General features: G+C 71.9%; 23 protein-coding genes. 17 read left to right on the top strand and 6 right to left on the bottom strand.

Going from position 1 to position 25,822, the window contains the following annotated elements; all coding sequences use genetic code 11:
- Positions 1 to 65 precede the first annotated feature (65 nt).
- A complete protein-coding gene (locus tag AC1MEY_RS11615) occupies positions 66 to 791 on the top strand; it encodes a lysophospholipid acyltransferase family protein (protein ID WP_480230772.1) in 726 nt (241 codons plus the stop codon).
- Here the strand turns inward: AC1MEY_RS11615 and AC1MEY_RS11610 are convergent.
- Positions 788 to 2,119: a glycosyltransferase 87 family protein gene (locus AC1MEY_RS11610; protein WP_480230771.1), complete on the bottom strand. Its 1,332-nt coding sequence runs from the start codon at positions 2,117 to 2,119 to the stop codon at positions 788 to 790. The genes AC1MEY_RS11615 and AC1MEY_RS11610 overlap by 4 nt on opposite strands.
- Positions 2,120 to 2,222: 103 nt before the next feature.
- Here AC1MEY_RS11610 and AC1MEY_RS11605 point away from each other — a divergent pair, with 103 nt between their 5' ends.
- From AC1MEY_RS11605 to AC1MEY_RS11595, 3 genes are read left to right on the top strand one after another with little or no spacing between them, the layout of a single operon-like run.
- Positions 2,223 to 3,107 carry a hypothetical protein gene (locus AC1MEY_RS11605; RefSeq protein ID WP_480230770.1) on the top strand — a complete coding sequence of 295 codons (885 nt, stop codon included), beginning with the start codon at positions 2,223 to 2,225 and terminating at the stop codon, positions 3,105 to 3,107.
- Between the two features lie 4 nt (positions 3,108 to 3,111).
- A complete protein-coding gene (locus AC1MEY_RS11600; protein ID WP_480230769.1) occupies positions 3,112 to 3,618 on the top strand; it encodes a polyadenylate-specific 3'-exoribonuclease AS in 507 nt (168 codons plus the stop codon).
- Between the two features lie 52 nt (positions 3,619 to 3,670).
- Positions 3,671 to 5,059: a class II 3-deoxy-7-phosphoheptulonate synthase gene (locus tag AC1MEY_RS11595; RefSeq protein ID WP_480230768.1), complete on the top strand. Its 1,389-nt coding sequence runs from the start codon at positions 3,671 to 3,673 to the stop codon at positions 5,057 to 5,059.
- A gap of 9 nt (positions 5,060 to 5,068) precedes the next feature.
- On the opposite strand, the gene AC1MEY_RS11590 is transcribed toward AC1MEY_RS11595, so the two are convergent.
- On the bottom strand, positions 5,069 to 6,274 hold the full coding sequence (locus tag AC1MEY_RS11590) for a protein kinase domain-containing protein (protein ID WP_480230767.1): 1,206 nt from the start codon (positions 6,272 to 6,274) through the stop codon (positions 5,069 to 5,071).
- 23 nt (positions 6,275 to 6,297) lie between these two features.
- On the opposite strand from AC1MEY_RS11590, the gene AC1MEY_RS11585 reads away from it, so the two are divergent.
- Positions 6,298 to 6,702, top strand: coding sequence for an Rv2175c family DNA-binding protein (locus AC1MEY_RS11585; RefSeq protein WP_480230766.1), 405 nt, complete (start codon positions 6,298 to 6,300; stop codon positions 6,700 to 6,702).
- On the opposite strand, the gene AC1MEY_RS11580 is transcribed toward AC1MEY_RS11585, so the two are convergent.
- The 4 genes from AC1MEY_RS11580 to AC1MEY_RS11565 all read right to left on the bottom strand — a co-directional run bounded on the left by AC1MEY_RS11580 (position 6,673) and on the right by AC1MEY_RS11565 (position 10,689).
- Complete coding sequence (locus tag AC1MEY_RS11580) at positions 6,673 to 8,205, bottom strand: alpha-(1->6)-mannopyranosyltransferase A (RefSeq protein ID WP_480230765.1); 1,533 nt, start codon at positions 8,203 to 8,205, stop codon at positions 6,673 to 6,675. The two genes, AC1MEY_RS11585 and AC1MEY_RS11580, sit on opposite strands and share 30 nt — an antisense overlap.
- Positions 8,206 to 8,210: 5 nt before the next feature.
- Positions 8,211 to 9,275, bottom strand: coding sequence for a bifunctional (2E,6E)-farnesyl/geranyl diphosphate synthase (idsA2, locus tag AC1MEY_RS11575; RefSeq protein ID WP_480231431.1), 1,065 nt, complete (start codon positions 9,273 to 9,275; stop codon positions 8,211 to 8,213).
- A gap of 103 nt (positions 9,276 to 9,378) precedes the next feature.
- A complete protein-coding gene (locus AC1MEY_RS11570; protein WP_480230764.1) occupies positions 9,379 to 10,068 on the bottom strand; it encodes an LppM family (lipo)protein in 690 nt (229 codons plus the stop codon).
- Between the two features lie 36 nt (positions 10,069 to 10,104).
- Positions 10,105 to 10,689 carry a GNAT family N-acetyltransferase gene (locus tag AC1MEY_RS11565; protein ID WP_480230763.1) on the bottom strand — a complete coding sequence of 195 codons (585 nt, stop codon included), beginning with the start codon at positions 10,687 to 10,689 and terminating at the stop codon, positions 10,105 to 10,107.
- Between the two features lie 269 nt (positions 10,690 to 10,958).
- Here AC1MEY_RS11565 and AC1MEY_RS11560 point away from each other — a divergent pair, with 269 nt between their 5' ends.
- The 12 genes from AC1MEY_RS11560 to AC1MEY_RS11505 all read left to right on the top strand — a co-directional run bounded on the left by AC1MEY_RS11560 (position 10,959) and on the right by AC1MEY_RS11505 (position 25,785).
- A complete protein-coding gene (locus tag AC1MEY_RS11560; protein WP_480230762.1) occupies positions 10,959 to 11,375 on the top strand; it encodes a DUF3040 domain-containing protein in 417 nt (138 codons plus the stop codon).
- A 355-nt stretch (positions 11,376 to 11,730) separates the two neighbouring features.
- Positions 11,731 to 12,162 (top strand): division/cell wall cluster transcriptional repressor MraZ, encoded by a 432-nt coding sequence (mraZ, locus tag AC1MEY_RS11555; RefSeq protein ID WP_163800082.1) that lies wholly within the window; start codon positions 11,731 to 11,733, stop codon positions 12,160 to 12,162.
- Complete coding sequence (gene rsmH / locus AC1MEY_RS11550) at positions 12,137 to 13,315, top strand: 16S rRNA (cytosine(1402)-N(4))-methyltransferase RsmH (RefSeq protein ID WP_480230761.1); 1,179 nt, start codon at positions 12,137 to 12,139, stop codon at positions 13,313 to 13,315. The genes mraZ and rsmH overlap by 26 nt, the downstream gene beginning before the upstream one ends.
- Positions 13,315 to 14,385 carry a cell division protein FtsL gene (gene ftsL, locus AC1MEY_RS11545; RefSeq protein WP_480230760.1) on the top strand — a complete coding sequence of 357 codons (1,071 nt, stop codon included), beginning with the start codon at positions 13,315 to 13,317 and terminating at the stop codon, positions 14,383 to 14,385. Before rsmH ends, ftsL begins: the two co-directional genes overlap by 1 nt.
- Positions 14,382 to 16,292, top strand: a complete 1,911-nt coding sequence (locus tag AC1MEY_RS11540; RefSeq protein WP_480230759.1) for a peptidoglycan D,D-transpeptidase FtsI family protein — start codon at positions 14,382 to 14,384, stop codon at positions 16,290 to 16,292. The genes ftsL and AC1MEY_RS11540 overlap by 4 nt, the downstream gene beginning before the upstream one ends.
- A 43-nt stretch (positions 16,293 to 16,335) precedes the next feature.
- The gene (locus tag AC1MEY_RS11535; protein WP_480230758.1) at positions 16,336 to 17,859 is read left to right on the top strand and encodes a UDP-N-acetylmuramoyl-L-alanyl-D-glutamate--2,6-diaminopimelate ligase; all 1,524 of its coding nucleotides are present in this window, start codon (positions 16,336 to 16,338) and stop codon (positions 17,857 to 17,859) included.
- A complete protein-coding gene (locus tag AC1MEY_RS11530) occupies positions 17,856 to 19,394 on the top strand; it encodes a UDP-N-acetylmuramoyl-tripeptide--D-alanyl-D-alanine ligase (protein WP_480230757.1) in 1,539 nt (512 codons plus the stop codon). Before AC1MEY_RS11535 ends, AC1MEY_RS11530 begins: the two co-directional genes overlap by 4 nt.
- Positions 19,391 to 20,470: a phospho-N-acetylmuramoyl-pentapeptide-transferase gene (gene mraY, locus AC1MEY_RS11525; RefSeq protein WP_480230756.1), complete on the top strand. Its 1,080-nt coding sequence runs from the start codon at positions 19,391 to 19,393 to the stop codon at positions 20,468 to 20,470. Before AC1MEY_RS11530 ends, mraY begins: the two co-directional genes overlap by 4 nt.
- A gap of 158 nt (positions 20,471 to 20,628) precedes the next feature.
- The gene (gene ftsW / locus AC1MEY_RS11520) at positions 20,629 to 22,263 is read left to right on the top strand and encodes a putative lipid II flippase FtsW (protein ID WP_480231430.1); all 1,635 of its coding nucleotides are present in this window, start codon (positions 20,629 to 20,631) and stop codon (positions 22,261 to 22,263) included.
- Positions 22,264 to 22,346: 83 nt separating this feature from the next.
- The gene (locus tag AC1MEY_RS11515) at positions 22,347 to 23,411 is read left to right on the top strand and encodes a UDP-N-acetylglucosamine--N-acetylmuramyl-(pentapeptide) pyrophosphoryl-undecaprenol N-acetylglucosamine transferase (protein WP_480230755.1); all 1,065 of its coding nucleotides are present in this window, start codon (positions 22,347 to 22,349) and stop codon (positions 23,409 to 23,411) included.
- Positions 23,408 to 24,829: a UDP-N-acetylmuramate--L-alanine ligase gene (murC, locus tag AC1MEY_RS11510; protein WP_480230754.1), complete on the top strand. Its 1,422-nt coding sequence runs from the start codon at positions 23,408 to 23,410 to the stop codon at positions 24,827 to 24,829. Before AC1MEY_RS11515 ends, murC begins: the two co-directional genes overlap by 4 nt.
- Positions 24,826 to 25,785 carry a cell division protein FtsQ/DivIB gene (locus tag AC1MEY_RS11505; RefSeq protein ID WP_480230753.1) on the top strand — a complete coding sequence of 320 codons (960 nt, stop codon included), beginning with the start codon at positions 24,826 to 24,828 and terminating at the stop codon, positions 25,783 to 25,785. Before murC ends, AC1MEY_RS11505 begins: the two co-directional genes overlap by 4 nt.
- The last annotated feature ends 37 nt before the right edge of the window (positions 25,786 to 25,822 follow it).

Here is a 25,822-nt window from a genome sequence, read left to right as displayed (position 1 = left end):
GGGTTCTCATTGCGTGGGTAAAGTCGACGCAGGGCACCGTCCGGGCGCCCGCTGCGGGAGGTCCCATGTGGTATTGGCTGTTCAAGTACGTCTTCATGGGACCGCTGCTGCAGCTGCTGGGACGGCCGAAAGTGCAAGGGCTCGAGAACGTTCCGAGTTCGGGCGCCGTCATCCTCGCCAGTAACCACCTCGCCGTCGCCGACAGCTTCTACAAGTGCCTGGTGGTGCGGCGCCGGATCACCTACCTCGCGAAGGCGGAGTACTTCACCGGCTCGGGACTCAAGGGATGGTTTCAGCGCTGGTTCTACACCGCCGCCGGCCAGGTTCCCATCGACCGCACCGACGCCGACGCCGCCCAGGGCGCGCTGACCACCGCCGAGCGGATCCTGAAGTCGGGCAAGGTCCTGGGCATGTACCCCGAGGGCACCCGCTCACCGGACGGGCGGCTGTACAAGGGCAAGACCGGGCTGGCCCGCCTGGCGCTCACCACCGGCGTCCCCGTCATCCCGGTCGCCATGGTCGGCACCGACGACGTGAACCCCCCGGGCAAGAAGATGTGGCGGTTCGGCCGCGTCGAGGTGCGCTTCGGCAAGCCGATGGACTTCACCCGCTTCGAGGGCCTCGCGGGCAACCGGTTCATCGAGCGCGCCGTCATCGACGAGATCGTCTACGAGCTGATGCAGCTGTCGGGTCAGGAGTACGTCGACCTGTACGCCGCCGACGTCAAGGACGCGCTGGAGGGCAAGCCCGCCAAGCCGGCCAGCCGGTTCCCGACCGCCGCCGCCGGCTAGTTCGACGCGGGGACGCGAGCGGCGTCCACCGCCGGCGACCCGTCCGCGAGCCGCGCCGACACCCGGGCGAGCCTGGCGGCCACCGCACCCGCGGCCACGATGACGGCCAGCGCCCACCACAGGTAGGACCCGCCGACCAGCTGACGCCACAGCGGCGCTGCGGTCTCCTCGTGCGGGGTCAGCAGCGTGATCGGGGTCCACACGACCAGCGCCATGCCGGCCGCGCCGATCAGCGCGAGCGTCACGTCGCGGTAGCGGTAGGCCACCACGATCGTCACCAGCAGCGTCGGCAGCACCCACACCCAGTGGTGTGACCACGACACCGGCGACACCACCAGGCCGAACATCGCGACGCAGATCAGCGCGACGACCGGCGCCTCGTCGAACGGTGGGGCCGACGAGCGCGGATCACCCCGGAGCAGCCGGTGCGCCGCCCACGCGGTCACGCCCAGCACCGCGAAGCAGGCCGCCGTCCACAGCAGGAACCGCGAGTCGTCGCCGATGCCGAGACGTGCGAGCATCCCGGCGATGTTCTGGTTGGTGTTGAGCGTCGCGGTGCCGATCCGGTCGGTGTCGTGCACCGTCTCGGTCCAGTACTGCAGCGAGTCCCGCCAGGCCAGCGCGAAGCCGAGCAGCGTGGCGCCGATCGTCGAGGCGGCCGTGACCAGGATGGCCCGGACGTCCCGGCGCATCAGCAGGTACAGCACGAACACCGCGGGCGTGAGCTTGAGCGCGATGCCGATGCCGAGCAGCAGGCCCCGCGGCCACGGGGTGCGGCGGGGGACCAGGTCCGCGATCACCAGGGTCATCAGGACGACGTTGATCTGGCCGAACTCGAAGTTGGCCCGGATGGGCTCGAAGTAGACGACCACCGGCGCCACGATCGCCGCCGCGAGCCACGCGCGGCGCACCCACGGCCTCGACGGCAGCGACGACTGTTCCCACACCCGAAGCCGGGTCAGCACGATCGCCGTCGAGACCACCAGCAGGATCAGCGTGATCGCGGTGATCGCCGCACTCGCGACGGGCAGCGGCAGCCACGCGAACGGCGCGAACACGGTGGCCGCGAGCGGCGGGTACGTGAACGGCAGGTCGAGGCCCGCGACGGTGTGGAAGATGGTCCCGTCGCTGTACAGCGGCGTGCCGTCCAGCCAGGCCCGACCGCCCATCCGGTACACGTCGATGTCGATCCGGTACGGCGTGTGGCCCAGCAGGCGCCAACCGGCCCAGGCGATCCCGGCGACCACGAGGAGCTGGAACGCCCGCCAGGAGGGGGTCGCCCACCGTGCTGTCCGCACTGCCCCGCCGGGCGTCCGCCACTTACTCATGTCGAGGACAGACTATCGGTGCCCGTCGGGGCGGTTGCCCTCTCCCGGCGCGTCGGGGACGAACGGTCCTGCGACGGGGCCGGGTCGGCGTAAGTTCTCGACCGTGCACTTCACGGTCGGTTGGGACAGCCGATTCGACTTCATCACGCGGGATCGCCTGCCGCTGCTCTGCTGTCTGATCGCATTCATCCTCACGTTCTTCGTGACCCGCACGATCGTGCGCTACATCCGCGCGAACGCCGGCAGCGAGGCGCCCCGCAAGTGGTGGCAGCCACGCAACATCTCCGCCGGCGGCGGCCTGCACATCCACCACGTGGTGATCGGCGTGGTGCTGGTGATGCTGTCCGGGGTGACGATGGTGACGCTGGCCGTCAACGGGGGAGTCGCGGAGTTCACGGCCGCCGCCATCGGGTTCGGCGTCGGCGCCGCCCTGGTGCTCGACGAGTTCGCGCTGATCCTGCACCTGCAGGACGTGTACTGGGCCGAGGACGGCCGCACCTCGGTGGACGCGGTGTTCGCGGCCGTCGCGGTCGCCGGCCTGCTGGTGCTCGGGTTCAACCCGCTGTCCTTCTTCGACGTCGGGATCTGGCGCGACGACCACTCGACCGAGGCCAGGGCGACGGTGATCGCGATCGCGGTGGTCACGCTGATGCTCGCGGTGGTCGTCCTGCTCAAGGGCAAGGTGTGGACCGGGCTGATCGGCATGTTCATCACCCCGCTGCTGGTGGTGGGCGCGATCCGGCTGTCCCGGCCGCACGCGCCGTGGGCGCGGTGGCGCTACACGACGCGCCCCCGCAGGATGCACAAGGCGCTCGAGCGCGAACGCACGCTGCGCAGACCCGTCGTGCAGGCCAAGCTGTGGCTGCAGCACGTCGTCGCCGGCGAGCCGCAGTTCCCCGACGACGCCAAGGTCGACGCCGAACTCGATCGCGAGATCCACGCGGCGCCCGCACCCGCGGCGGCGCCGGTCACCCAGGGAGCCAACTGAGGCGATGCGCTTCTTCTACGACACCGAGTTCATCGACGACGGCTACACCATCGAGCTGATCTCCATCGGGGTGGCCGCCGAGGACGGCCGCGAGTACTACGCGGTCTCCACCGAGTTCGACCCCGACCGCGCCGGCAGTTGGGTACGCAAGCACGTGCTGCCGAAGCTGCCGTCGCCGTCGTCGAGCGCGTGGCGGTCACGCCGGCAGATCCGGTCCGACCTCGAGGACTTCTTCGGCATCGACGGCGACGAGCCGATCGAGCTGTGGGCCTGGGTCGGCGCGTACGACCACGTGGTGCTCTGCCAGCTGTGGGGGCCGATGACCGACCTGCCGCCCGCGATACCCCGGTTCACCCGCGAACTGCGGCAGTTCTGGGAGGAGCGCGGCTCGCCGCGCATGCCACCGCGACCCCGCGACGCCCACGACGCGCTGGTCGACGCCAAGCACAACCTGGTGCGCTTCCGGCTCGTGACCGAAGAGGAGGACGGCTCGTGGGCCGCACGGTCCTGAGCTGCGGGTATGGCTGGTAAATCTCGCTCGTCCGCGCTAGTACCATGAACGGGTGAACTGGACAGTCGACGTGCCCATCGACCAGCTGCCGGATCTGCCGCCTCTACCCGGTGACCTGCGGGAACGGCTCGATGCCGCGCTGGCCCGGCCCGCGTTGCAGCAGCCCGGCTGGGATGCCGGCCAGGCGAAGGCCATGCGGACCGTGCTCGAGAGCGTTCCGCCGGTGACCGTGCCCTCGGAGATCGAGCGGCTCAAGGAGCACCTGGCGGCCGTCGCGCGCGGCGAGGCCTTCCTCCTGCAGGGTGGCGACTGCGCGGAGACGTTCGTCGACAACACCGAACCGCACATCAAGGCCAACATCCGCACGCTGCTGCAGATGGCGGTGGTGCTCACCTACGGCGCCAGCATGCCGGTGGTCAAGGTGGCCCGCATCGCCGGCCAGTACGCCAAGCCGCGCTCGTCGGATCTCGACGCGCTGGGACTGCGGTCCTACCGCGGCGACATGGTCAACGGGTTCGCCCCCGACGCCTCGGTGCGCGAGCACGACGCCTCGCGGCTGGTGCGGGCCTACGCCAACGCCAGTGCCGCGATGAACCTGGTGCGTGCGCTGACCTCGTCGGGCATGGCGTCGCTGCAGAAGGTGCACGACTGGAACCGCGAGTTCGTCCGGACCTCGCCCGCCGGTGCGCGCTACGAGGCGCTGGCCGGGGAGATCGACCGCGGGCTGCGCTTCATGAGCGCCTGCGGCGTCGACGACCGCAACCTGCAGACCGCGGAGATCTTCGCCAGCCACGAGGCGCTGGTGCTCGACTACGAGCGGGCCATGCTGCGGATGGACGCCGAGGCCGTCGACGGCCCCAAGCTGTACGACCTGTCGGCGCACTTCCTGTGGATCGGCGAGCGCACCCGGCAGCTCGACGGCGCGCACGTCGCGTTCGCCGAGGTGATCTCCAACCCGATCGGCGTCAAGATCGGCCCGTCCACCTCGCCCGAGCTGGCCGTCGAGTACGTCGAGCGGCTCGACCCGCACAACGTGCCGGGCCGTCTGACGTTCGTCAGCCGGATGGGCAACGGCAAGGTGCGCGACGCGCTGCCGCCGATCATCGAGAAGGTGCAGGCGTCGGGTCACCAGGTGATCTGGCAGTGCGACCCGATGCACGGCAACACCCACGAGTCGTCCACCGGGTACAAGACCCGCCACTTCGACCGCATCGTCGACGAGGTGCAGGGCTTCTTCGAGGTGCACCGCGCGCTGGGCACCCACCCCGGCGGCATCCACGTCGAGATCACCGGCGAGAACGTCACCGAGTGTCTCGGTGGCGCGCAGGACATCTCGGACGCCGACCTCGCCGGCCGCTACGAGACGGCGTGCGACCCGCGGCTCAACACCCAGCAGAGCCTGGAGTTGGCGTTCCTGGTCGCGGAGATGCTGCGCGACTAGCCGTTCCGGCTAGGCGAGCAGGCCGGCCAGGTTGCTGCCGAGCGTCCAGGCGCCCGCGGCGATCAGGCCGGTGAGCACGAGCACCGCGATCACCCAGAACAGCTGGACGCGCCTGCTGCGCTGCCGCGCCCACTCGAACTCGTCGATCTCGATGCCCGCAAACTGGCCTCGCGCCGAACGGGTTCGGGGCTCGGGGTGCTGCCGCTGCGACACCACCTCGGTGGCCGGCTCGTCGTCGGCCCAGTCGTCGGGTCCCCTGGTGAACTGGCGGGTGTGCCGCACCGGCGCGCCGAGCCGGTCGTGGTGCGCGGTGGCGGCGGCGTGCTGCGCCGAGTTGGCGGGTGCGGGCACCCGGAAGGCGGGCAGTCCGAGTTCGTCGGCCACGTCGTCCAGTTCGGCCGCCATGTCCTGCGCGTCGGCGAACCGGTCGGCCGGGTTGCGCGCGGTCGCCCGCGCCACCAGCTCGTCGAACCGGGCGGGCACGCCGCTGATCGCCGCGCTCGGCGGCGGCACGTCGTTGTCCATCCGCTGATAGGCGACGCTGAGGGCGTTGTCACCGGTGAACGGCGTGGCCCCGGTGAGCAATTCGTAGGCGAGGATCCCGACGGCGTATACGTCGCTGCGCGGCCCGGCATCGCCGGTGCCCACCTGCTCGGGGGACAGATAGGCCGCGGTGCCCAGGATGACGCTGGTCGAGGTGATCTTCGCCTCGGCGACGGCGCGGACGAGACCGAAGTCGGCGATCTTGACCTCGCCGTCGTCGGAGATCAGCACGTTCTCGGGCTTCACGTCGCGGTGCACCAGGCCCGCGCGGTGTGCGGCGGCCAGACCGCCCAGGACGGGCGTCAGCACGGCGGCGACGGCGTGCGGCGGCATCGGGCCGCGTTCGCGCAGCAGTTCGCGCAGCGTCCCGCCCTCGACGAGTTCCATGACCAGGAACGGGTGTCGGCCGTCGAAGCCCTGGTCATAGACCGCGACCAGGCCGGGATCCTTCAGGCGGGCGACCGCGCGGGCCTCGCGCTGGAACCGCGTCAGGAACTGCTGGTCGCCGGCATAGCGGGAATCCATCACCTTCAGCGCGACGGGCCGGTCGAGCCGGACGTCGAGCCCGCGGTACACGGTGGACATGCCGCCGGTCGCGATCGGGGTGTCGACGCGGTACCGCCCGTCCAGGATGGCACCGACGAGAGGGTCGATGCGCTGGCTGGACTCCACGCGTGCATCTTAGACTCGGTGCCGTGAGCACCATTCCGGCCGCCGACGACGTCCTCGACCCCGACGAGGCGGTCCTCGACCTACCCGCCGTCGCCTCCCTCCTCCGCATCCCGGTCACCAAGGTGCTGCAGCACCTCAAGGAACGGCACCTGCTCGGCGTCCGCCGCAAGGGCGTCGTCGTCGTGCCGAAGGCCTTCTTCGACACCGACGGGACGGTGGTGAAGTCGCTGCCCGGTCTGCTCGTCGTGCTGCACGACGGCGGCTACCGCGAGACCGAGATCGTGCGGTGGCTGTTCACGCCCGACCCCTCGCTGACCATCACCCGCGACGGCGGCGCCGCACCGCAGGAGAACGCCCGGCCGGTCGACGCGCTGCACAGCCATCAGGCGCGCGAGGTGCTACGGCGCGCCCAAGCCATGGCCTACTGACTCGGGCTCTCGCGCCCGCGACAGCGAGTACCAGGCGGCGACGGCGAGTGCGGTGGCGAGCAGGACGTGCAGCCACGAGTACATGCCGTGTGAGCCATCGGGTTTGAAGATCACCATGATCCACGTGGAGAACCCGGCGATCAGCGCGATGGCGCCGCGGGTCTGCGCCAGCACCGACACCACCGCGAGCGGCCAGGTGTAGTACCAGGGCAGCGCGGCGGGCACGAACAGCACTACCACCAGCATCGCCAGCGCGATGCCCGTCAGTGCCTCCCGGTCGTCGTGGCGGAACCGCCACCACAGCAGCGGCAGCGCGATCGCGATGACCGCGATGCCGATGATGCGGGTGACCTCGAGCACCGCGTAGAAGTTGACGGGCACCACCAGCCCGACGACGGCGTTGACGAGGTTGGCCGCGGCGGTCGGCAGCGTCAGCCAGTTGATGATCTTCACCGAGCCCGCGAGCGCGGTGAGCCAGCCCAGTCCGACGCCGGCGAGCAGCGACACCACCGCGAACACGAGCACGAAGATTGCCGCGGACGCGGCCGTGGCGATCGAGAAGGCGCGGACCGCGCCCAGGTCGCGCCTCGCCTGCAGCCGGTGCATCCACATCCACACCATGAACGGCAGCGCGAGGCCCGCGGTGGCCTTGACCGCAACGGCCAGCGCGATCAGCGACACGCCCCACGCCGGCCGGTCGGCGAGGGTGAGCGCGATCGCCGCCATCATCAGCCCGACCATGAGCATCTCGTTGTGCACGCCACCCATCAGGTGGATGATCACCAGCGGGTTCAGCACGCAGATCCAGAGCGCCGCAGCGCCGTTGGCGCCCAGCCGCCGCGCCACCCGGGGCGCCGCCCAGATCAGCAGGACGAGTCCGGGCAGCATGCACAGCCGCAGCAGCATGGTGCCGGCCACCACGTCCTCGCCGACCACCAGCGTCACGAACTTGGCGACCATGATGAACGCCGGTCCGTACGGCGCGGTGGTGGTCGTCCAGATCGGGCTGACGTTGTCCAGCAGCGAGTTGACGTTGTCGACGGGGCCGACGACGTACGGGTCGAGGCCGTCGCGCAGCAGCGCGCCCTGCGCGAGGTAGGAGTAGGTGTCGCGGCTGAACACCGGCACGCTGAGAAGCAGTGGCGCGAGCCAGAATCCGGTGGTCGCGACCATCGTGTACTCGGAGGCGGTGCGGTCCACCACCCGCCTGCCGAGCCACAGCCAGGAGTACAGCATCACCGCGACGCCGCCCCACAGCAGGATCGACGAGACCACCAGGCCGTGACCGAAGCGGAGCCACGACAGGTGCAGCGACTCCAGGAGCGGATCGTGCAGTCGGGTGCTGCCCGCGCCGAGTCCGCCGAGGGTGATCAGCCACGCGCCGAGGAAGCCGAGCAGCGCGGGCCGGGCCTCCTGCGACCTGGTGAACGCCAGCAGCCGCGACACCCCGCCCGGGGCGTGCGACGCCGCGTCCGCGGTCGGGGGAGACGTGGGGGTGGCCATGGGCGTCAGGCGGTCCGGTTCGACGCCAATCCGGCGAGTTCGGCCAGACCGACCTTGGCGGCATCGTCGATGGGCGCGGCCGCCAGCACCTCGAGGCCGCGGGAGGTGAGTTCGGCGATGTGCGTCTCGACCGCGGCCAGCGCACCCACCGATTCGATGGCCGAGCAGAGGTCGCCCACCTGGGCGTCGGTCAGGTCGGTGCCGACGGACGTGCGGAGCAGCTTGGCGACGACGGGGTCGGTGCGGTCGGCCCGCTCGAGCGCCTCGGCGAGCAGGACGGTGCGTTTGCCGGAGCGCAGGTCGTCACCCGAGGGCTTGCCGGTCACCACCGGATCGCCGAAGACGCCGAGCACGTCGTCGCGCAGCTGGAAGGCCACCCCCAGGTCGGTGCCGACCTCGTGGAAGATCGCCAGCACGTCGGGCCGGTCGGCGGCGGCGGCAGCCCCGAACTGCAGGGGCCGCGACACCGTGTACGACGCGGTCTTGAACGTGTTGACGTTCATCGCCGATGCGACGGTCTCGGCGCGACCCGCTTCGGCGGCGATGTCGAGGTACTGGCCGCCGAGCACCTCGGTGCGGATGTCGGCCCAGACCCGGCGGACGCGTCGGGCCGCATCGGGGGTGAGTCCGGCGTCGGCGATCACGTCGTCGGCCCAGACCAGCGACAGGTCGCCCATGAGGATCGCCGCCGACAGCCCGAACTGCGCGGGCGAGCCGTGCCAGTCCCGGGTGCGGTGCACGTCGGCGAACAGGTGGTGCACCGTCGGCAGGCCGCGGCGGGTGGCCGAGGCGTCGATGACGTCGTCGTGGATCAGCGCGCAGGCGTGCAGCAGTTCGAGGGCGCCGAGCAGGCGCAGCACGTCGGGCCGCAGCGGGTCGCCGACGGTGGCGGGGTCGGCGACGGCGCGCCAGCCCCAGTACGCGAACAGGGGCCGCAGCCGCTTGCCGCCGCGCAGGACGAACTCCTCGAGACCTGCGGTCAGCTCCGCGTAGTCGGCGCCGATGTAGGCCGCATCGCCGCGGCGCTCGCCGAGGTACGCGCTCAGTTCGTCGGTGACCGCCGCCGCCAGTTCGGCGGCTCCGGGCTCTCCGCTGGTGGTCAGGGCATGCCCCTTTCTCGGACCCGGGCACCTCGGGAGTGCCGCTGGGGAGTCATTGAAGAGTAGAGCCTGCTCAGTGCTGCGGGTGCTGTGGGCTGGCGACCACCGGACTGCGGTCGCGGCTCGCCCAGGCGAGCCAGCCGATGATGCCCGCGACCACGAACGCGCCCAGCGACAGCCAGATCGCGGCGCCGGTGAACGACCGCGCGCTCGGGTCGGTGTAGCGGGCCTGGGCGTTCATGGTGCTCACGACGCCGGGCCGCAGCTTCCACTCGACGATCTCCGAGGACACCTGGTCACCGTTGGTGGACGTCACCTCGCCGGGGAAGGAGACGCTCAGCGACACGTCCGCCTCCGGGTCGTTCAGCGACGTCAGGTCGGCGCGGCCCTCGAGGATGACGAGGTCGCCGGCGCGGCGCAGCGAGATGTCGACGCCCGCGGCGTCCCGGTTCATGCCGGCGAGCTGGGGGAGTTCGGCGAACGTCAGGTCGGAGAACACGGCCTGGGACCCGACGTAGTCGTCGCGTTCGTAGGACGAGACGGAGATCTTGTTGCTGAACGGCAGCGTGTTGAGCAGCTGCGGGCCCTTGTCGTCGTCGTCCCGCGGTTGCGCCGCGGCGATGATCTGGCCGGACACCCGGTCGTCGGGGGAGACGGTGATCGACGCGCGGACGCGCACACAGCCCGCGGCGACGGGCACGATGACGACGAGGAGGAGGAGGGCGACGAGTCGCTTGCTTCGCCTGCGGTTGCTCACGAGCACCGGGTCATCGTGCCAGATCGCGTGGCGGGCGGGCGGTCAAAGCGGCAGCGTGCGGCCGAGGATGGCGAAGGGCCGCGGATCTCCGGCGAAGTGGTAGCCGCGGATCACGTCGGTGAAGCCGAGCCGGCGGTAGAGCCGCCAGGCGCGGTTCTCCTCTCCGCTGATCTCCGGTGTCGACAGCAACACGTGGGATTCGTCACGGTCGGCGAGCAGCCGCCGTGCGAGCGCCTCGCCGAGGCCCTGGCCCTGCGCGTCGGGATGGATGTGCAGTTCGGTGAGTTCGAAGTAGCCGTTCATCAGCTCGGTGATCCGGCCGGCGTCGGTTCCGCCGCGCTGCAGCCCCGCGACCACCTGCTGCTGCCACCACTGGTCGGGGGACCCGCAGTAGCCGTAGGCGACGCCGAGGATCGGTGCCGCGGCCAGGGTCTCCGCGGCGTCGTCGGCCGCCTGAACGGCGGCGACGGCCTTCCAGCCCTGCCTGCGGGTGTGTTCCAGCCACATCGAGGCCCGCTGCTCCTCGGTGCCGCGGGGGTAGCGCATGGCGGCGACGTAGACGGTGAGCGCGTCACCGAGGCGTCGTTGCATGTCGGCCGTCGACAGGTCGATCAGGAACGTCGCCAACCTCGTGATGCCCTTCGCGAAAGTGGTGGGCCGGGGCCCCGGCGGGGTGGCCGCCCGGTGTCCGGAGTCAGCCCCATTATCCGCCCGATGCCCGCACGGTCGACGTGGCACCTCGGTCGAATGGGCCTGGTCGTACAATCGAGGATCGAACTAGGTGGTACGGCTCAGATTGACCTCGTATCATGAGTGTTGGGTATCCGCACCGCGGGCACTCACCGTCTCGTACGAGTTCGGACGATCTTTACGGCCGCAGGAATTGGGAGGCACGGATGCCACTCTCCGATCATGAGCAGCGCATGCTCGACCAGATCGAGAGCGCGCTCTATGCCGAGGACCCCAAATTCGCCTCGAGCGTCCGCGGGGGCAACCTGCGGGCACCCTCGGCGCGACGCAGGCTCCAGGGCGGCGTGCTGTTCCTCGTCGGTCTCGCGCTCCTCGTCGCGGGCATCGCGCTCAAGGCCACCTGGGTCGGCAGCCTGCCGGTGCTCTCGGTGGTCGGGTTCATCGTGATGTTCGGCGGCGTCGTCTTCGCGATCACCGGCCCGCGCGTCGCCGGCGGACGCGACAAGTCCGCACCCGAGACCGGTAACGGCTCGGCGCGGCCGCGCAAGGCCAAGGGTGGCGGCGGTGGCGGCTCGTTCACCAGTCGCATGGAGGACCGGTTCCGCAAGCGCTTCGACGAGTAGTCCCACACTCGTCCCAGGGGTAGCTCCACACCAGGAGCTGCCCCTTTTTTCATGCGCGCGACACGCCGCACGGCGGTCCGCCTCACTGTTGGCGACGCCCGACGCCCCACCACCCCCCACACCGCTGCGATGGGCCCCTGAGCTGCTGTTTCGCGCGTCGGCACCGTGACCGCTTCCGGCCGGCCACGTGCTGATTACGGCAAAAGGCGACGTCGGTGGGGGAACGGGGAGACTTCTTCCCATTCGGTGGCGCGTTGTGGGGGATTGTGGGGTAAAGTGGCGGACAACGGAGCGAGTGGTGCTCCGCCTCGGCAGGCAGAAGCAACTCGGGTTCACCCGAGTGGGAGGTGGCGAGATGTTTCTCGGCACCTACACGCCCAAGCTCGACGACAAGGGGCGGCTCACGCTGCCCGCCAAGTTCCGCGACGCGCTGGCAGGGGGGTTGATGGTCACCAAGAGTCAGGACCACAGCCTCGCCGTCTACCCGCGTGCCGAGTTCGAGGCACTCGCGGAACGGCTGACGCAGGCATCGCGGAGCAATCCGGAGGCCAGGGCCTACCTGCGAAACCTCGCCGCGGCGACCGACGAGCAGCATCCGGACGCGCAGGGCCGGATCACGCTCACGGCCGACCACCGTCGGTACGCGGACCTGACCAAGGAGTGCGTGGTCACCGGTTCGATCACGTACCTCGAGATCTGGGATGCACAGGCCTGGCAGGAATACCAGGCCGCACACGAAGAGAACTTCTCCTCGGCCAGCGATGAAACTCTGCGCGACATCATCTGATTCACAGTTCGACCTCGATGCGGCCCGTGCATCGTGGCCTCTGCCCGAACCGACCCTGACGTACTTCCCCGACGCCAGGTTCGCACCCTCGGACAGAGACCTCGATGCAGGGGCACCACATCGCAGACGCCTGAGCGAGGGGAGGGGGTCGATCATGGCCGACCACTCCGACGCCGCCCCCGCCGAATCCGGCCGGGCGCCCCACGTCCCCGTCATGCTGGACCGCTGCGTCGAACTGCTGCTGCCCGCGCTCACCCGGCACGCCGCCGACGGATCCGGCGCAGTCCTGGTCGACGCCACCCTCGGCGCGGGCGGTCACGCCGAGCGCTTCCTCACTGATCTCCCCGGTCTGTCCCTCGTCGGACTCGACCGCGACCCCACCGCCCTCGCGCTCGCCGGAGAGCGGCTCGCCCCGTTCGGCGACCGCGTCCGACTGGTCCGGACCCGCTACGACGGCTACTGGGACGAGCGCACCGAGCCGGTCGTCGACGGCGTCCTGTTCGACCTCGGGGTGTCGTCCATGCAGCTCGACCGCGCCGAGCGCGGCTTCTCCTACTCGCAGGACGCACCGCTCGACATGCGGATGGACCCCGACGCGCCGCTCACCGCCGCCGACGTGGTGAACACCTACGGCGTCCGGGATCTCGCGCGCGTCCTGCGCGAGTTCGGCGACGAACGCTTCGCCTCCCGGATCGCCGCCGAGATCGGTCGCCGGCGCGCCCAGCAGCCGCTGCGGACGACCGGCGAACTGGTCGAGGTGCTCTACACCGCGATCCCCGCGGCGACCCGGCGCACCGGCGGCCACCCCGCGAAGCGGACGTTCCAGGCGCTGCGCACCGTCGTCAACGCCGAACTCGAGTCGCTGCGCGAGGCGCTGCCCGCCGCGCTCGACGCGCTGGCCACCGGCGGCCGCATCGTCGTCATGGCCTACCAGTCGCTCGAGGACAAGATCGTCAAGGGCCTCTTCGCCGACGCGACCGCGTCGCGGACCCCGGCCGGCCTGCCGATGGAGTTGCCCGGCCACGAACCACTCTTCACCGCACTGACGCGCGGCGCCGAGAAGGCGAACGACGTCGAGATCGATCAGAACCCCCGCAGTGCATCGGTTCGGCTCAGGGCCCTGGAACGGGCTGCAGGAAGGGACGTCTCCTAATGGCCAAACGCAAGGAACCGGTGCACTCGAAGAATCCGGGTCGGGGGAACGTGCGGCGAGGCGACGAGCGCCGCCGTCCCTCGGGAGCCACGGCCCGTCGCACCGGCGACGCCCCGACCCGCGGGCCCAGGCCCGCCCGGGATCAGCGTCCCGCACGCACCCCCAAGGGCACGGGCCCGCAGACCAGCCCGATCCCGCGTCCCGTCGAGGCGCCCGGCCGCCCCAAGAACGCGGCGCAGGCCAAGGCCAGGGCCAAGGCGCGCAAGGCCAAGGCGCCGAAGATCGTTCGGCCGCCGTTGCGCGAGCGTCTGCTCGTCCGGCTGTCGTCGATCGAACTCAACCCCCGCGAACTGGTCAGCCGGGTGCCCTTCGTGGTGCTGGTGATCGGCGCACTGGGCATCGGCCTGGGCGTCACGCTGTGGCTGTCCACCGACGCCGCCGAGCGGTCCTACGAACTCGGCCACGCCCGGCAGACCAATCAGGCTCTGATGCAACAGAAGGACGCCCTCGAGCGCGACGTCCTCGAGGCGCAGGCCGCACCGGCCCTGGCCGAGTCCGCGCGCCAGCTCGGCATGATCCCGTCCCGCGACACCGCGCACCTGGTGCAGGACCCGGCCGGCACGTGGATCGTGGTCGGCACGCCCAAGCCCGCGGAGGGCGTCCAGCCGCCGCCGCTCAACATGCCGCTGCCCGAGCCCGGTCCGCCCGCCCCGCCGCCGGCACCCGCGCCCCGCGTCGTGGAACCGCGCGAGCTGACGGTGCGGATGCCCGACCGGCAGGCACTGCCCGGCACCCCCGAGATCCCGGTCGCCGGAACGCCGCTCGCGGCGCCGCAGGCCCCCGGGGCGCCCGTCCCGGCTGCCGCGCCCATCGTGCCCGGCGCCGAACTCCCCGCGCCCGTCGCAGCACCCGTACCGGCCCTCGCGCCCGCACCCGCGCCACTGGCCCCGCCGGTCGCCGACGCCGAACACCTCGCCGTCGCCCAGGCGCCGGCCCTGCCGGGACCGCCCGTCGCCGTCGAGCCACCGCCCGCCGAGGTGGCCGTGCCGGTGCCGGGGGCACCCGCATGAGCTGGGGTGGGAAGCGTCGCACACCGCCCGCGAGCCGGGGTCGCGTCGACCAGCCGCACTCCGCCCGCGCCCGCCGGGTCCGGGAACCGCTGCCCGACAGCGGATCCCGTGGATCGTCCTTCGCGTTCCGGCACCGCGCGGGCAACATCGTCATCGCCCTCGTGCTCGTCGTCGCGGGCGTCCAGCTCTTCATGCTGCAGGTTCCCCGCGCCGAGGGGCTGCGCGCGGAGGCCGCCGGTCAGCTCAAGGTCACCGACATCGACCCGGCGGTCCGCGGCAGCATCGTGGACCGCAACAGCGACAAGCTCGCCTTCACCATCGAGGCCAGGGCGCTGACCTTCCAGCCGGCCAAGATCCAGAAGCAGCTCGCCGACGCCAAGGCCGCCGAGCCGTCGGCACCCGAGCCGTCGAAGCGGCTGGCCGAGATCGCCTCCGGCGTCTCGGGTCTGCTCAACGGCAAGCCCGATGCACCGACGCTGCTCAAGAAGCTCTCGGGCAGGGACTCGTTCGTCTACCTGGCCCGCGCGGTCGATCCCGCGATTGCCGAGGCGATCATGACGAAGTATCCGGAGATCGGCGCCGAGCGCCAGGACATCCGGCAGTACCCCGGCGGCTCGCTGGCCGCCAACATCGTCGGCGGCATCGACTGGGACGGCCACGGCCTGCTCGGCCTCGAGGACTCGCTCGACTCCAAGCTCGCCGGCACCGACGGCGCGGTCACCTACGACCGCGGCTCCGACGGCGTCGTGATCCCGGGCAGCTACCGCAACCGCCACGACGCGGTCGACGGGGCCACCGTCGAGCTGACCATCGACGACGACATCCAGTTCTACGTCCAGCAGCAGGTGCAGCAGGCCAAGAACCTCTCCGGCGCCAAGAACGTCTCCGCGGTCGTACTCGACTCGAAGACCGGTGAGGTGCTGGCCATGTCGAACGACAACACGTTCGACCCGAGTCAGGACCTCGGCAGGCAGGAGGACCGCGAACTGGGCAACCTGTCGGTCACCTCGCCGTTCGAGCCGGGATCGGTCAACAAGATCGTCACCGCGGCGTCGGCCATCGAGTACGGCCTCACCACCCCCGACGAGGTGCTGCAGGTACCCGGCTCCATCGACATGGGCGGCGTCACCGTCCGCGACGCCTGGTCCCACGGCGTGATGCCGTACACCACCACGGGCGTGTTCGGGAAGTCCTCGAACGTCGGCACCCTGATGCTGTCGCAGCGCGTCGGCCCGGAGCGCTGGGCCGAGATGGCCGAGAAGTTCGGGCTGGGCGCCCGCACCGGCGTCGGCCTGCCGGGCGAGAGTTCCGGTCTGGTTCCGCCGATCGACCAGTGGTCGGGCAGCTCGTTCGCGAACCTGCCCATCGGACAGGGTCTTTCGATGACCCTGCTGCAGATGACCGGCATGTACCAGGCCATCGCCAACGACGGTGTCCGCATCCCGCCGCGCATCATCAAGTCGATCGTGGCCGCCGACGGGACCCGCACCGACGAGGACCGGCCCGAGGGCGTCCGCGTCGTGTCCGCCCCGACGGCCGAGGCGGTGCGGAACATGTTGCGCGCCACCATTCAGCGCGACCCGACGGGCGTCCAGCAGGGCACCGGGTGGCAGGCGTCGGTCGAGGGCTACCAGATCGCGGGCAAGACCGGAACCGCCCAGCAGATCAACCCCGGCTGCGGCTGCTACTACGACGACGTCTACTGGATCACCTTCGCCGGCATGGTGCCGTCCAACGATCCGCGCTACGTGGTCGGCGTGATGATGGACAACCCGCATCGCACCGCGGACGGCCAGCCGGGCACGACGTCGGCGCCGCTGTTCCACAACATCGCGTCGTGGCTGCTGCAGCGCGAGAACGTGCCGCTGTCGCCGGACCCCGGTGGCCCGCTGGTACTGCAGGGCTGACGCGGCGGGTCCGACCGCACCGGGCCGGTACTGTGTCAACGCCATGATGTTGCGTCCCTCGCACCCCGTCGGTGCCGATCTCGCGCACCTCGCGGAGTCCCTCCACGCCGACTCGACGTCGACCGGTCCGAACCCCGAGATCACCGGCGTCACGCTGCGCGGCCAGGACGCCCGGCCCGGTGACCTGTTCGCCGCCCTGCCCGGCGCGTCGGTGCACGGCGCCCGGTACGTCGCCGATGCCGTGGGCCGCGGCGCGGTCGCCGTGCTCACCGATCCCGAGGGCGCCGCCCAGATCACCGGCGTCGACGTCCCCGTGCTCGTCCACCCGGCGCCCCGCACGGTGCTCGGCGCGGCCGCGGCCACCGTCTACGGCAACCCCTCCGAACACCTGCGGGTCGTCGGGGTCACCGGCACCTCGGGCAAGACCACCACCACCTATCTCGTCGAGGCCGGGCTGCGCGCCGCGGGGCGGGTCGCGGGGCTGATCGGCACCGTCGGCATCCGCATCGACGGCCGCGACGAGCCCAGCGCGCTCACCACCCCCGAGGCGCCCGACCTGCAGGCCCTGCTCGCCGTGATGCTCGAGCGTGGGGTCGACACCGTGGTGATGGAGGTGTCGAGCCACGCCCTGACCCTCGGGCGGGTCGACGCCGTGCACTTCGCCGTAGGCGGGTTCACCAACCTGTCCCGCGACCACCTCGACTTCCACCCCACGATGGCCGACTACCTCGACGCCAAGGCGCGGCTGTTCGACCCGGCCGCGCCGACGCACGCCGACGCGTCGGTGGTCTGCATCGACGACGACGCCGGCCGGGAGATCGCCCGGCGGTCGGCGGCGCCGGTCACGGTGAGCCTCGACGGCCACGGCGACGGGTGGCGCGCCGAGGACGTGCGCCTCGCCGAGCTCGGCGGCCAGGACTTCGTCGCCGTGGACCCGGCCGGGGCGCGCCACCGGATGCACGTGGCGCTGCCCGGCCGCTACAACGTGGCGAACTGCCTGCTCGCCGTCGCCCTGCTCGATGCCGTCGGCGTGTCCCCGGAGCAGGCCGCCGACGGCTTGCGCGGCGCGAGCGTGCCGGGCCGGCTGCAGCCCATCGACGAGGGGCAGGGCTTCCTCGCGGTCGTCGACTACGCCCACAAGCCGGGCGCGTTGCGCGCGGTGCTCGACACGCTGCGCGAGCAGACGTCGGGCCGGATCGCCGTGGTCATCGGCGCCGGCGGCAACCGCGACCAGGGCAAGCGCGAGCCGATGGGCCGTGTCTCGGCCGAACTCGCCGACCTGGTGGTGGTCACCGACGACAACCCGCGCGACGAGGATCCCGGGCTCATCCGGGCCGCCGTGATGTCGGGCGCGCGTGCCGGTGCCGGCGCCTCGACCGACGTCGTGGAGATCGGTGACCGCGCCGCCGCCATCGAGCACGCCGTGCGGTGGGCGCGCGACGGCGACGTCGTGCTGGTCGCGGGCAAGGGGCACGAGGCGGGACAGACCGCCGGGGGCAGCACCCGTCCGTTCGACGACCGTGACGAACTCGCCTCGGCGCTACGGAAACTGGGGGCGCACCCGTGATCGACCTCTCGCTAGCCCGGATCGCGGAGATCGTCGGCGGCACCGTCGTCGACGTCCCGGCCGCGGAGGCCGACCGGATCCGCGTCACCGGCACCGTCGAGTTCGACTCCCGTGAGGTACGTCCCGGCGGACTGTTCCTCGCGCTGCCCGGTGCGCGCACCGACGGACACGACTTCGCCGCCGCCGCGGTGGCCGCGGGTGCGGTCGCCGTCCTGGCCGCGCGCCCGGTGGGCGTGCCCGCGATCGTGGTGCCGCCCGCGCCGACGGCGGGGGACCGGGACTCCGGCGTCCTCGAACACGACACCGACGGCTCCGGCGCGGCGGTCCTCGCCGCCCTGGCCCGACTGGCCTCGGCGGTGGCCGCGGAGCTGACCGCCACCGGGCTGACGATCGTCGGCGTCACCGGGTCCTCGGGCAAGACCTCCACCAAGGACCTGCTGGCCGCCGTCCTCGAACCGCTCGGCGAGGTGATCGCCCCGCCGGGGTCGTTCAACAACGAACTGGGCCACCCCTGGACGGTGCTGCGCGCGACCCCGTCGACCGACTACCTCATCCTCGAGATGTCGGCGCGCCACCCCGGCAACATCGCCGCGCTGGCGGCCATCGCCCCGCCGTCGATCGGGGTGGTGCTCAACGTCGGCACCGCCCACCTCGGCGAGTTCGGCTCGCGCGACGCCATCGCGGCCACAAAGTCCGAACTGCCGCAAGCGGTTCCATCGTCCGGCGTGGTGATCCTGAACGCCGACGACGCCGCCGTCGCCGCGATGGCCGACGTCACCGCGGCCCGCGTCGTGCGGGTGGCACGCGGTCCCGGCGCCGACGTCTGGGCCGCCGACGTGGCACTCGACGACCTCGCGCGGCCGAGCTTCACCCTGCACGCGGCCGGCGGCGAGGTGCCGGTGCGGCTGGCCGTGCACGGCGATCACCAGGTGTCCAACGCGCTGTGCGCGGCGGCCGTGGCGCTGGAATGCGGCGCGGACCTCGACACGGTGGCGACGGCGCTCGCGGGTGCCGGACCGGTGTCCCGGCGCCGCATGCAGGTGAGCACCCGCGCCGACGGGGTCACCATCGTCAACGACGCCTACAACGCAAATCCCGACTCGATGCGGGCCGGTCTCAAGGCCCTGGCGTGGATGGCCAGGTCGGGGGAGACGACCGGCGGTTCGGCGCGCCGGAGCTGGGCCGTCCTGGGCGAGATGGCCGAACTCGGTGACGACGCGATCGGCGAACATGACAGCATCGGTCGTCTGTCCGTGCGCTTAGATGTGTCACGGCTCGTCGTCGTCGGAACCGGGAGGTCCATGAGCGCCATGCATCACGGGGCCGTCATGGAGGGATCGTGGGGCAGTGAGTCCATGATGGTCCCCGACGCGGACGCCGCGCTGGACCTGCTGCGCTCCGAGCTGCGCGCGGGCGACGTGGTGCTGGTGAAGGCCTCCAACTCGGCCGGGCTCGGCCCGCTCGCCGACGCGCTGGCCGCGGAGGGGCGTCCCGGCGGGCAGGAGCGCAGCGACCGGGGGATGGACTCAGCGTGAGACAGATACTGATCGCCGTCGGCATCGCGCTGGCGGTGTCGATCCTGCTGACCCCGGCGCTGATCCGGCTGTTCACCCGGCAGGGCTTCGGCCAGGAGATCCGCGAGGACGGTCCGCCCAGCCACCAGAAGAAGCGCGGCACCCCGTCGATGGGCGGCGTCGCGATCCTCGCCGGCATCTGGGCGGGCTACCTCGGTACCCACCTCGTCGGGCTGGCGCTCGACGGCCGCGGCCCCTCGGCGTCGGGCCTGCTGGTGCTCGGGCTGGCGACGGCGCTGGGCGCGGTGGGCTTCGTCGACGACCTGATCAAGATCCGCCGGTCGCGCAACCTCGGGCTCAACAAGACCGCCAAGACCGTCGGCCAGCTGACGGCGGCCGTGCTGTTCGGCGTGCTGGCGCTGCAGTTCCGCAACCCCGACGGTCTGACCCCCGGCAGCCCCGAGCTGTCCTACGTCCGCGAGATCGCCACGGTGACGTTCGCCCCGGCGGTCTTCATCCTGTTCGTCGTCGTCCTGGTCAGCGCCTGGTCGAACGCCGTGAACCTCACCGACGGCCTCGACGGGCTCGCCGCCGGCGCGATGGCGATGGTGACCGCCGCCTACGTGATCATCACGTTCTGGCAGTTCCGCAACGCCTGCGCCACCAGCCCTGGACTCGGCTGCTACAACGTGCGCGACCCGCTGGACCTGGCACTCGTCGCCGCGGCCACCGCGGGCGCCTGCATCGGCTTCCTCTGGTGGAACGCCGCGCCGGCCAAGATCTTCATGGGCGACACCGGCTCGCTGGCGCTCGGCGGCATCATCGCCGGCCTGTCGGTCACCAGCCGCACCGAGACGCTGGCGATCGTGCTCGGCGCCCTGTTCGTCGCCGAGGTGACCTCGGTGGTGGTGCAGATCCTCGCGTTCCGCACGACGGGCCGCCGGGTGTTCCGGATGGCGCCGTTCCACCACCACTTCGAACTGGTGGGCTGGGCCGAGACGACGGTGATCATCCGGTTCTGGTTGCTCACCGCGATCGCCTGCGGGCTGGGCGTCGCGCTGTTCTACAGCGAATGGCTGGCAACCGTCGGGGCGTGACGCCTCGCTCGACCCGGCCCATTCCGCGACACGCGCCGGGATGTCCCGCCCATCACCCCTGTGACGGGGGAGGATTTTGGGGTGCAAGGGACAGATGAGTCATGTGATGCGTCCGTGGCTCGTGTGACCCCGGCGTCCGGACCGACCGCGTGAGCGCGCTGCTGACGCGGTTGCGCCTGCGCCGCACGTCCGACGCCGACGCTCCCGCCACCGCGACGGGGCCCCGCCCGCCCGTGGGACCCCGCACCAAGTTCGGCGCCTGGCTCGAACGCCCGATGACGTCGTTTCACCTGATCATCGCCGTGGCAGCGCTGCTGGTCACCCTCGGACTCATCATGGTGCTGTCCGCCTCCGGCGTGCACTCCTACGACGAGGACGGCACGCCCTGGGCCATCTTCGCCAAGCAGGTGCTGTGGACGTGCGTCGGGCTGCTGGCGTTCTACGTGGCCCTGCGCATGCCGATCGCGGTGATGCGGCGGCTCGCGTTCCCCGGCTTCATCGTGACGATCATCCTGCTGGTGCTGGTGCTGATCCCCGGCATCGGCACGCTGTCCAACGGCTCCCGCGGCTGGTTCGTGGTCGCCGGTCTGTCGATGCAGCCGTCGGAGCTGGCGAAGATCGCGTTCGCCATCTGGGGTGCCCACCTGCTGGCCTCGCGGCGGATGGAGCAGGCCTCGCTGCGCGAGATGCTCTTCCCGCTGGTGCCCGCCGCGTTCGTCGCGCTGATGCTCATCGTGCTGCAGCCCGACCTTGGACAGACGGTCTCGCTGGGCATCATCCTGCTGGGCCTGCTCTGGTACGCGGGCCTGCCGCTGAAGGTGTTCCTCAGCTCGCTGCTGGCCGTCGTGATCGCCGCCGGCGTCCTGGCCGTGTCGGCCGGTTACCGCTCGGCGCGCGTCCAGTCCTGGCTCGATCCCGCCGCCGACGCCCAGGGCTCCGGCTACCAGGCCAAGCAGGCACGCTTCGCGCTGGCCAACGGCGGCGTCTTCGGCGACGGGCTGGGCCAGGGCACGGCGAAGTGGAACTATCTGCCCAACGCGCACAACGACTTCATCTTCGCCATCATCGGCGAGGAACTCGGCTTCGTCGGCGCCGCCGGCCTGCTCCTGCTGTTCGGGCTCTTCGCCTACACCGGCATGCGCATCGCCCGCCGCTCGGTGGACCCGTTCCTGCGTCTGCTGACGGCCACCACGACGCTGTGGGTGCTCGGGCAGGCGTTCATCAACATCGGCTACGTCGTGGGTCTGCTGCCCGTGACCGGTCTGCAGCTGCCACTGATATCGGCGGGCGGAACGTCAACGGCCACCACCCTTCTCATGATCGGCATCATCGCCAACGCCGCGCGACACGAACCCGAGGCGGTGGCGGCGCTGCGGTCCGGGCGCGACGACCGGATGAACCGGCTGCTGCGGCTGCCGATGCCGCAGCCGTACGTCCCGTCGCGGCTCGACGCGGTGAAGGACCGGCTGCGCACCCGGCCCGGGTCCGCGGGGGGCAAGACCGCCCCCGGCCGGAAGGCCGCACCGAAGACCCCGGCGAAGGCCAAGGCCGCGGTCCCGGTCAGGGGCAGGCCGAAGACACCGACCAAGGGCGAGGCGAGAGCCGGTGCCAAGGTCCGCGAGAAGGCCCAGGACAAGGCCCAGCGGAAGTCGCGCGGCAAGCCGGCGCGGGACGATCGGAGGCGTACCGCCGAGGCGGGCGACCGTAGGGTGAGCGGCGCAGTGCATCATGGAGGCCGTCAAAGCCAACAGGGCCGTCGGGCCCGCTCACTGGAAGGCCGACCCTACGGGTGACTGACCGCGCCATTCCCGGGAGCGACCGAGGCACATCCGTCGTTCTCGCCGGTGGTGGCACCGCGGGACACATCGAACCCGCCATGGCCGTCGCCGACGCGCTCGTCTCGCTCGACCCGGGCATCAGGATCACGGCCCTCGGCACCTACCGCGGCCTCGAGACCAGGCTCATCCCCGAGCGTGGCTACAGCCTCGAACTGATCACGCCGGTGCCGCTGCCGCGCAAGCCCAGCGGTGACCTCGCCCGGCTGCCCGTGCGGGTCCGCGAGGCGGTCCGGCAGACCCGCGCCGTCCTCGACGCCGTGAACGCCGACGTCGTGATCGGCTTCGGTGGCTACGTGGCGCTGCCCGCCTACCTCGCCGCCCGCGGCGGCGTCCGGGGCCGACGGTCCATCCCGGTGGTCGTGCACGAGGCGAACGCCCGCGCGGGGTGGGCCAACCGGGTGGGTGCGCGGTCGGCGCGCCGCGTGCTGGCCGCCGTCCCCGATCCCGGTCTCGGTCCCGTCGAGGTCGTCGGGGTGCCGGTACGCCACAGCATCACCACGCTGGACCGCGCCGCACTGCGCTCGGAGGCGCGGGCCCACTTCGGCTTCGGCGACGACGACCGCGTGCTGCTGGTGTTCGGCGGATCGCAGGGCGCGCAGTCGATCAACCGCGCGGTGGCCGGAGCGGCGGATGCCCTCGCCGCAGCCGGGGTCTCGGTGCTGCACGCCCACGGCCCGAAGAACGTCCTCGACCTCGCCGACCCGCGGCCGGGTGACCCGCCGTACGTGGCGGTGCCGTACCTGAGCCGGATGGACCTGGCCTATGCCGCGGCCGACCTGGCGATCTGCCGGTCCGGCGCCATGACCGTCGCCGAGGTCAGCGCCATCGGCCTGCCCGCCATCTACGTCCCGCTGCCCATCGGCAACGGCGAACAGCGGCTCAACGCGCTGCCGGTGGTGGGTGCCGGCGGCGGCCTGCTGGTCGACGACGCCGCGCTGACGCCCGCGTTCGTCGCCTCGACGGTGTCCACGATCCTGTCCGACGAGCACAGGCTCGCCGCGATGACGTCGGCGGCCGCGCTCGCCGGCCACCGCGACGCCGCGCTGCGGGTGGCCGAGGTGGCGCTGGCCGTCGCGGCCGAACCGAGGAGGCGACGCCGATGAGCGCACGCGATCTGCCGGAGGTGCTGCGGCGCGTTCACATGGTGGGCATCGGCGGCGCCGGGATGTCGGGGATCGCGCGGATCCTGCTGGACCGCGGCGGCCAGGTGTCCGGCTCGGACGCCAAGGAGTCCCGTGGGCTCGCCGCGCTGCGGGCGCGGGGCGCGCAGGTCCGCGTCGGTCACGATCCGTCGGCCCTGGACATGCTCGAGGGGGGACCGACAGCCGTCGTCAGCACGCACGCCGCCATCCCCAAGACGAATCCCGAACTGGTGGAGGCCCACCGGCGCGGACTCCCCGTCATCATGCGGCCGACCGTGCTGGCGCGGCTGATGGACGGCTACCGCACCGTGATGGTGACCGGCACGCACGGCAAGACGACGACGACGTCGATGGTGATCGTCGCGCTGCAGCACGACGGGTTCGACCCGTCGTTCGCCGTCGGCGGCGACCTGGGCGAGGCCGGGACCAATGCGCACCACGGCAGCGGTGACGTGTTCGTCGCCGAGGCCGACGAGAGTGACGGCTCGCTGCTCGAGTACGGCCCGGACGTCGCGGTGGTCACCAACGTCGAGGCCGACCACCTCGACCACTTCGGCACCCCGGAGGCCTACGCCCAGGTGTTCGACGACTTCGTGGCCCGGCTGAGCCCCGGCGGCGCGCTGGTGGTCTGCGCCGACGATCCCGGTGCCGCGGCGCTCGCCGAGCGGTCCCGGGCCCGTGGCGTCCGGGTGCTGGCCTACGGCTCGGGGGACGACCCGGATCTCGCCGTGTCGCTGCGGGACTGGACGCAGCAGGGCACCGGCGGGGTCGCGACGATCCGGTTCGCGGGGGAGGACGCCGACCGCGGCATGCGGCTCGCGGTCCCGGGCAGGCACATGGCGCTCAACGCGCTCGCGGCGCTGCTCGCCGCGCGGGAGGCGGGCGCCGACACGGGTGCGGTGCTCGACGGGCTGGCCGGCTTCGAGGGCGTGCGGCGCAGGTTCGAGGCGGTCGGCACGGCCGCCGGGGTCCGCGTGTTCGACGACTACGCCCACCATCCGACCGAGGTGCGCGCGACACTCGAGGCGGTCCGCGCCGTGGCGGGCGATTCGCGGTCGATCGTCGTGTTCCAACCGCACCTCTACTCCCGGACGCAGGCCTTCGCCGCGGAGTTCGGCCGGGCGCTCGACCTGGCCGACGAGGTCTTCGTCCTCGACGTGTACGCCGCACGCGAGCAGCCGCTGCCCGGCATCAGCGGGGCGTCGATCACCGAGCATGTGTCGACCCGGTGCCACTACGTGCCCGACTTCTCGACCGTCGCCGCGCGCGTCGCCGCCGCCGCCCATCCCGGGGACGTCGTCGTCACGATGGGTGCGGGTGACGTGACGCTGCTCGGCCAGGAGATCCTGGCGGCCATCGACCAGGCACTGCGCCGATGACCGGCGGGCCCGCCGGGGACGATCCGACGGCGGACGACCCGGTACCCGTCGACGAGACCGAGGGCGCCGCGGCGCCCGGCGCCGATCCCGATGCCGATGCCGATGCCGCCGAGGGCGATCCGGACGCCGAGGACGAGGACTTCGAGGGACCGCGCAGACGCGCCCGCCGCGAACGCGAGGAGCGCCGCGCCGCCCAGGCGCGCGCCACGGCGATCGAGGACGCCCGCCGCGAGGCCAAGCGGCGCGTCGTCGGCAAGCCCGCGCCGGAGGCCAAGGCGCCCGCCCGCGGGCTGATCCGGGGCCTCAAGGCGCTGCTGTGGTCGGCGCTGGTCAGCGTCGTCGTGGTCGGGGCCGGTCTGCTGCTCTACTTCACGCCGATCATGGCGGCGCGGGCGACGGTGATCACCGGGCTGGTGACGGTGACGCCCGCGGAGATCGAGACGGCCGCGGCGGTCCAGCCGGGGACGCCGCTGCTGCAGATCAACACCGACACCGTGGCCGAGCGGGTGGCCACCATCCGCAAGGTGGCCAGCGCCCGCGTGCAGCGCGAGTACCCGTCGACGCTGCGGATCACGATCGTCGAGCGGATGCCCGTGGTGCTCAAGGACTATCCGGACGGCCCGCACCTGTTCGACCGGGACGGCGTCGACTTCGCCACCGCGCCGCCGCCGCCCGGCCTGCCGTACCTCGACACCGAGAACCCGGGGCCCACCGATGCCCCGACCAAGGCGGCGCTACAGGTGCTGCTGTCGCTGCGGCCCGAGGTGTCGGGCCAGGTGAGTCGCATCGCGGCACCGTCGGTCGCGTCGATCACGCTGACGCTGTTCGACGGTCGCGAGGTGATCTGGGGGACCACCGACCGCACCGAGGAGAAGGCGCTCAAGCTGGCCGCGCTGCTGACGCAGCCGGGTCGCACCTACGACGTGTCGAGCCCGGATCTGCCGACCGTCAAGTAGTTCCCGCGCCGCGGGTCGTCGTCGCCTGCCACGAAAT

The organism is Mycobacterium sp. PTI7 (assembly GCF_056679845.1).
The sequence above is the reverse complement of the archived record's forward strand: the minus strand, read 5'-3'. Positions and strand labels throughout refer to the sequence as shown.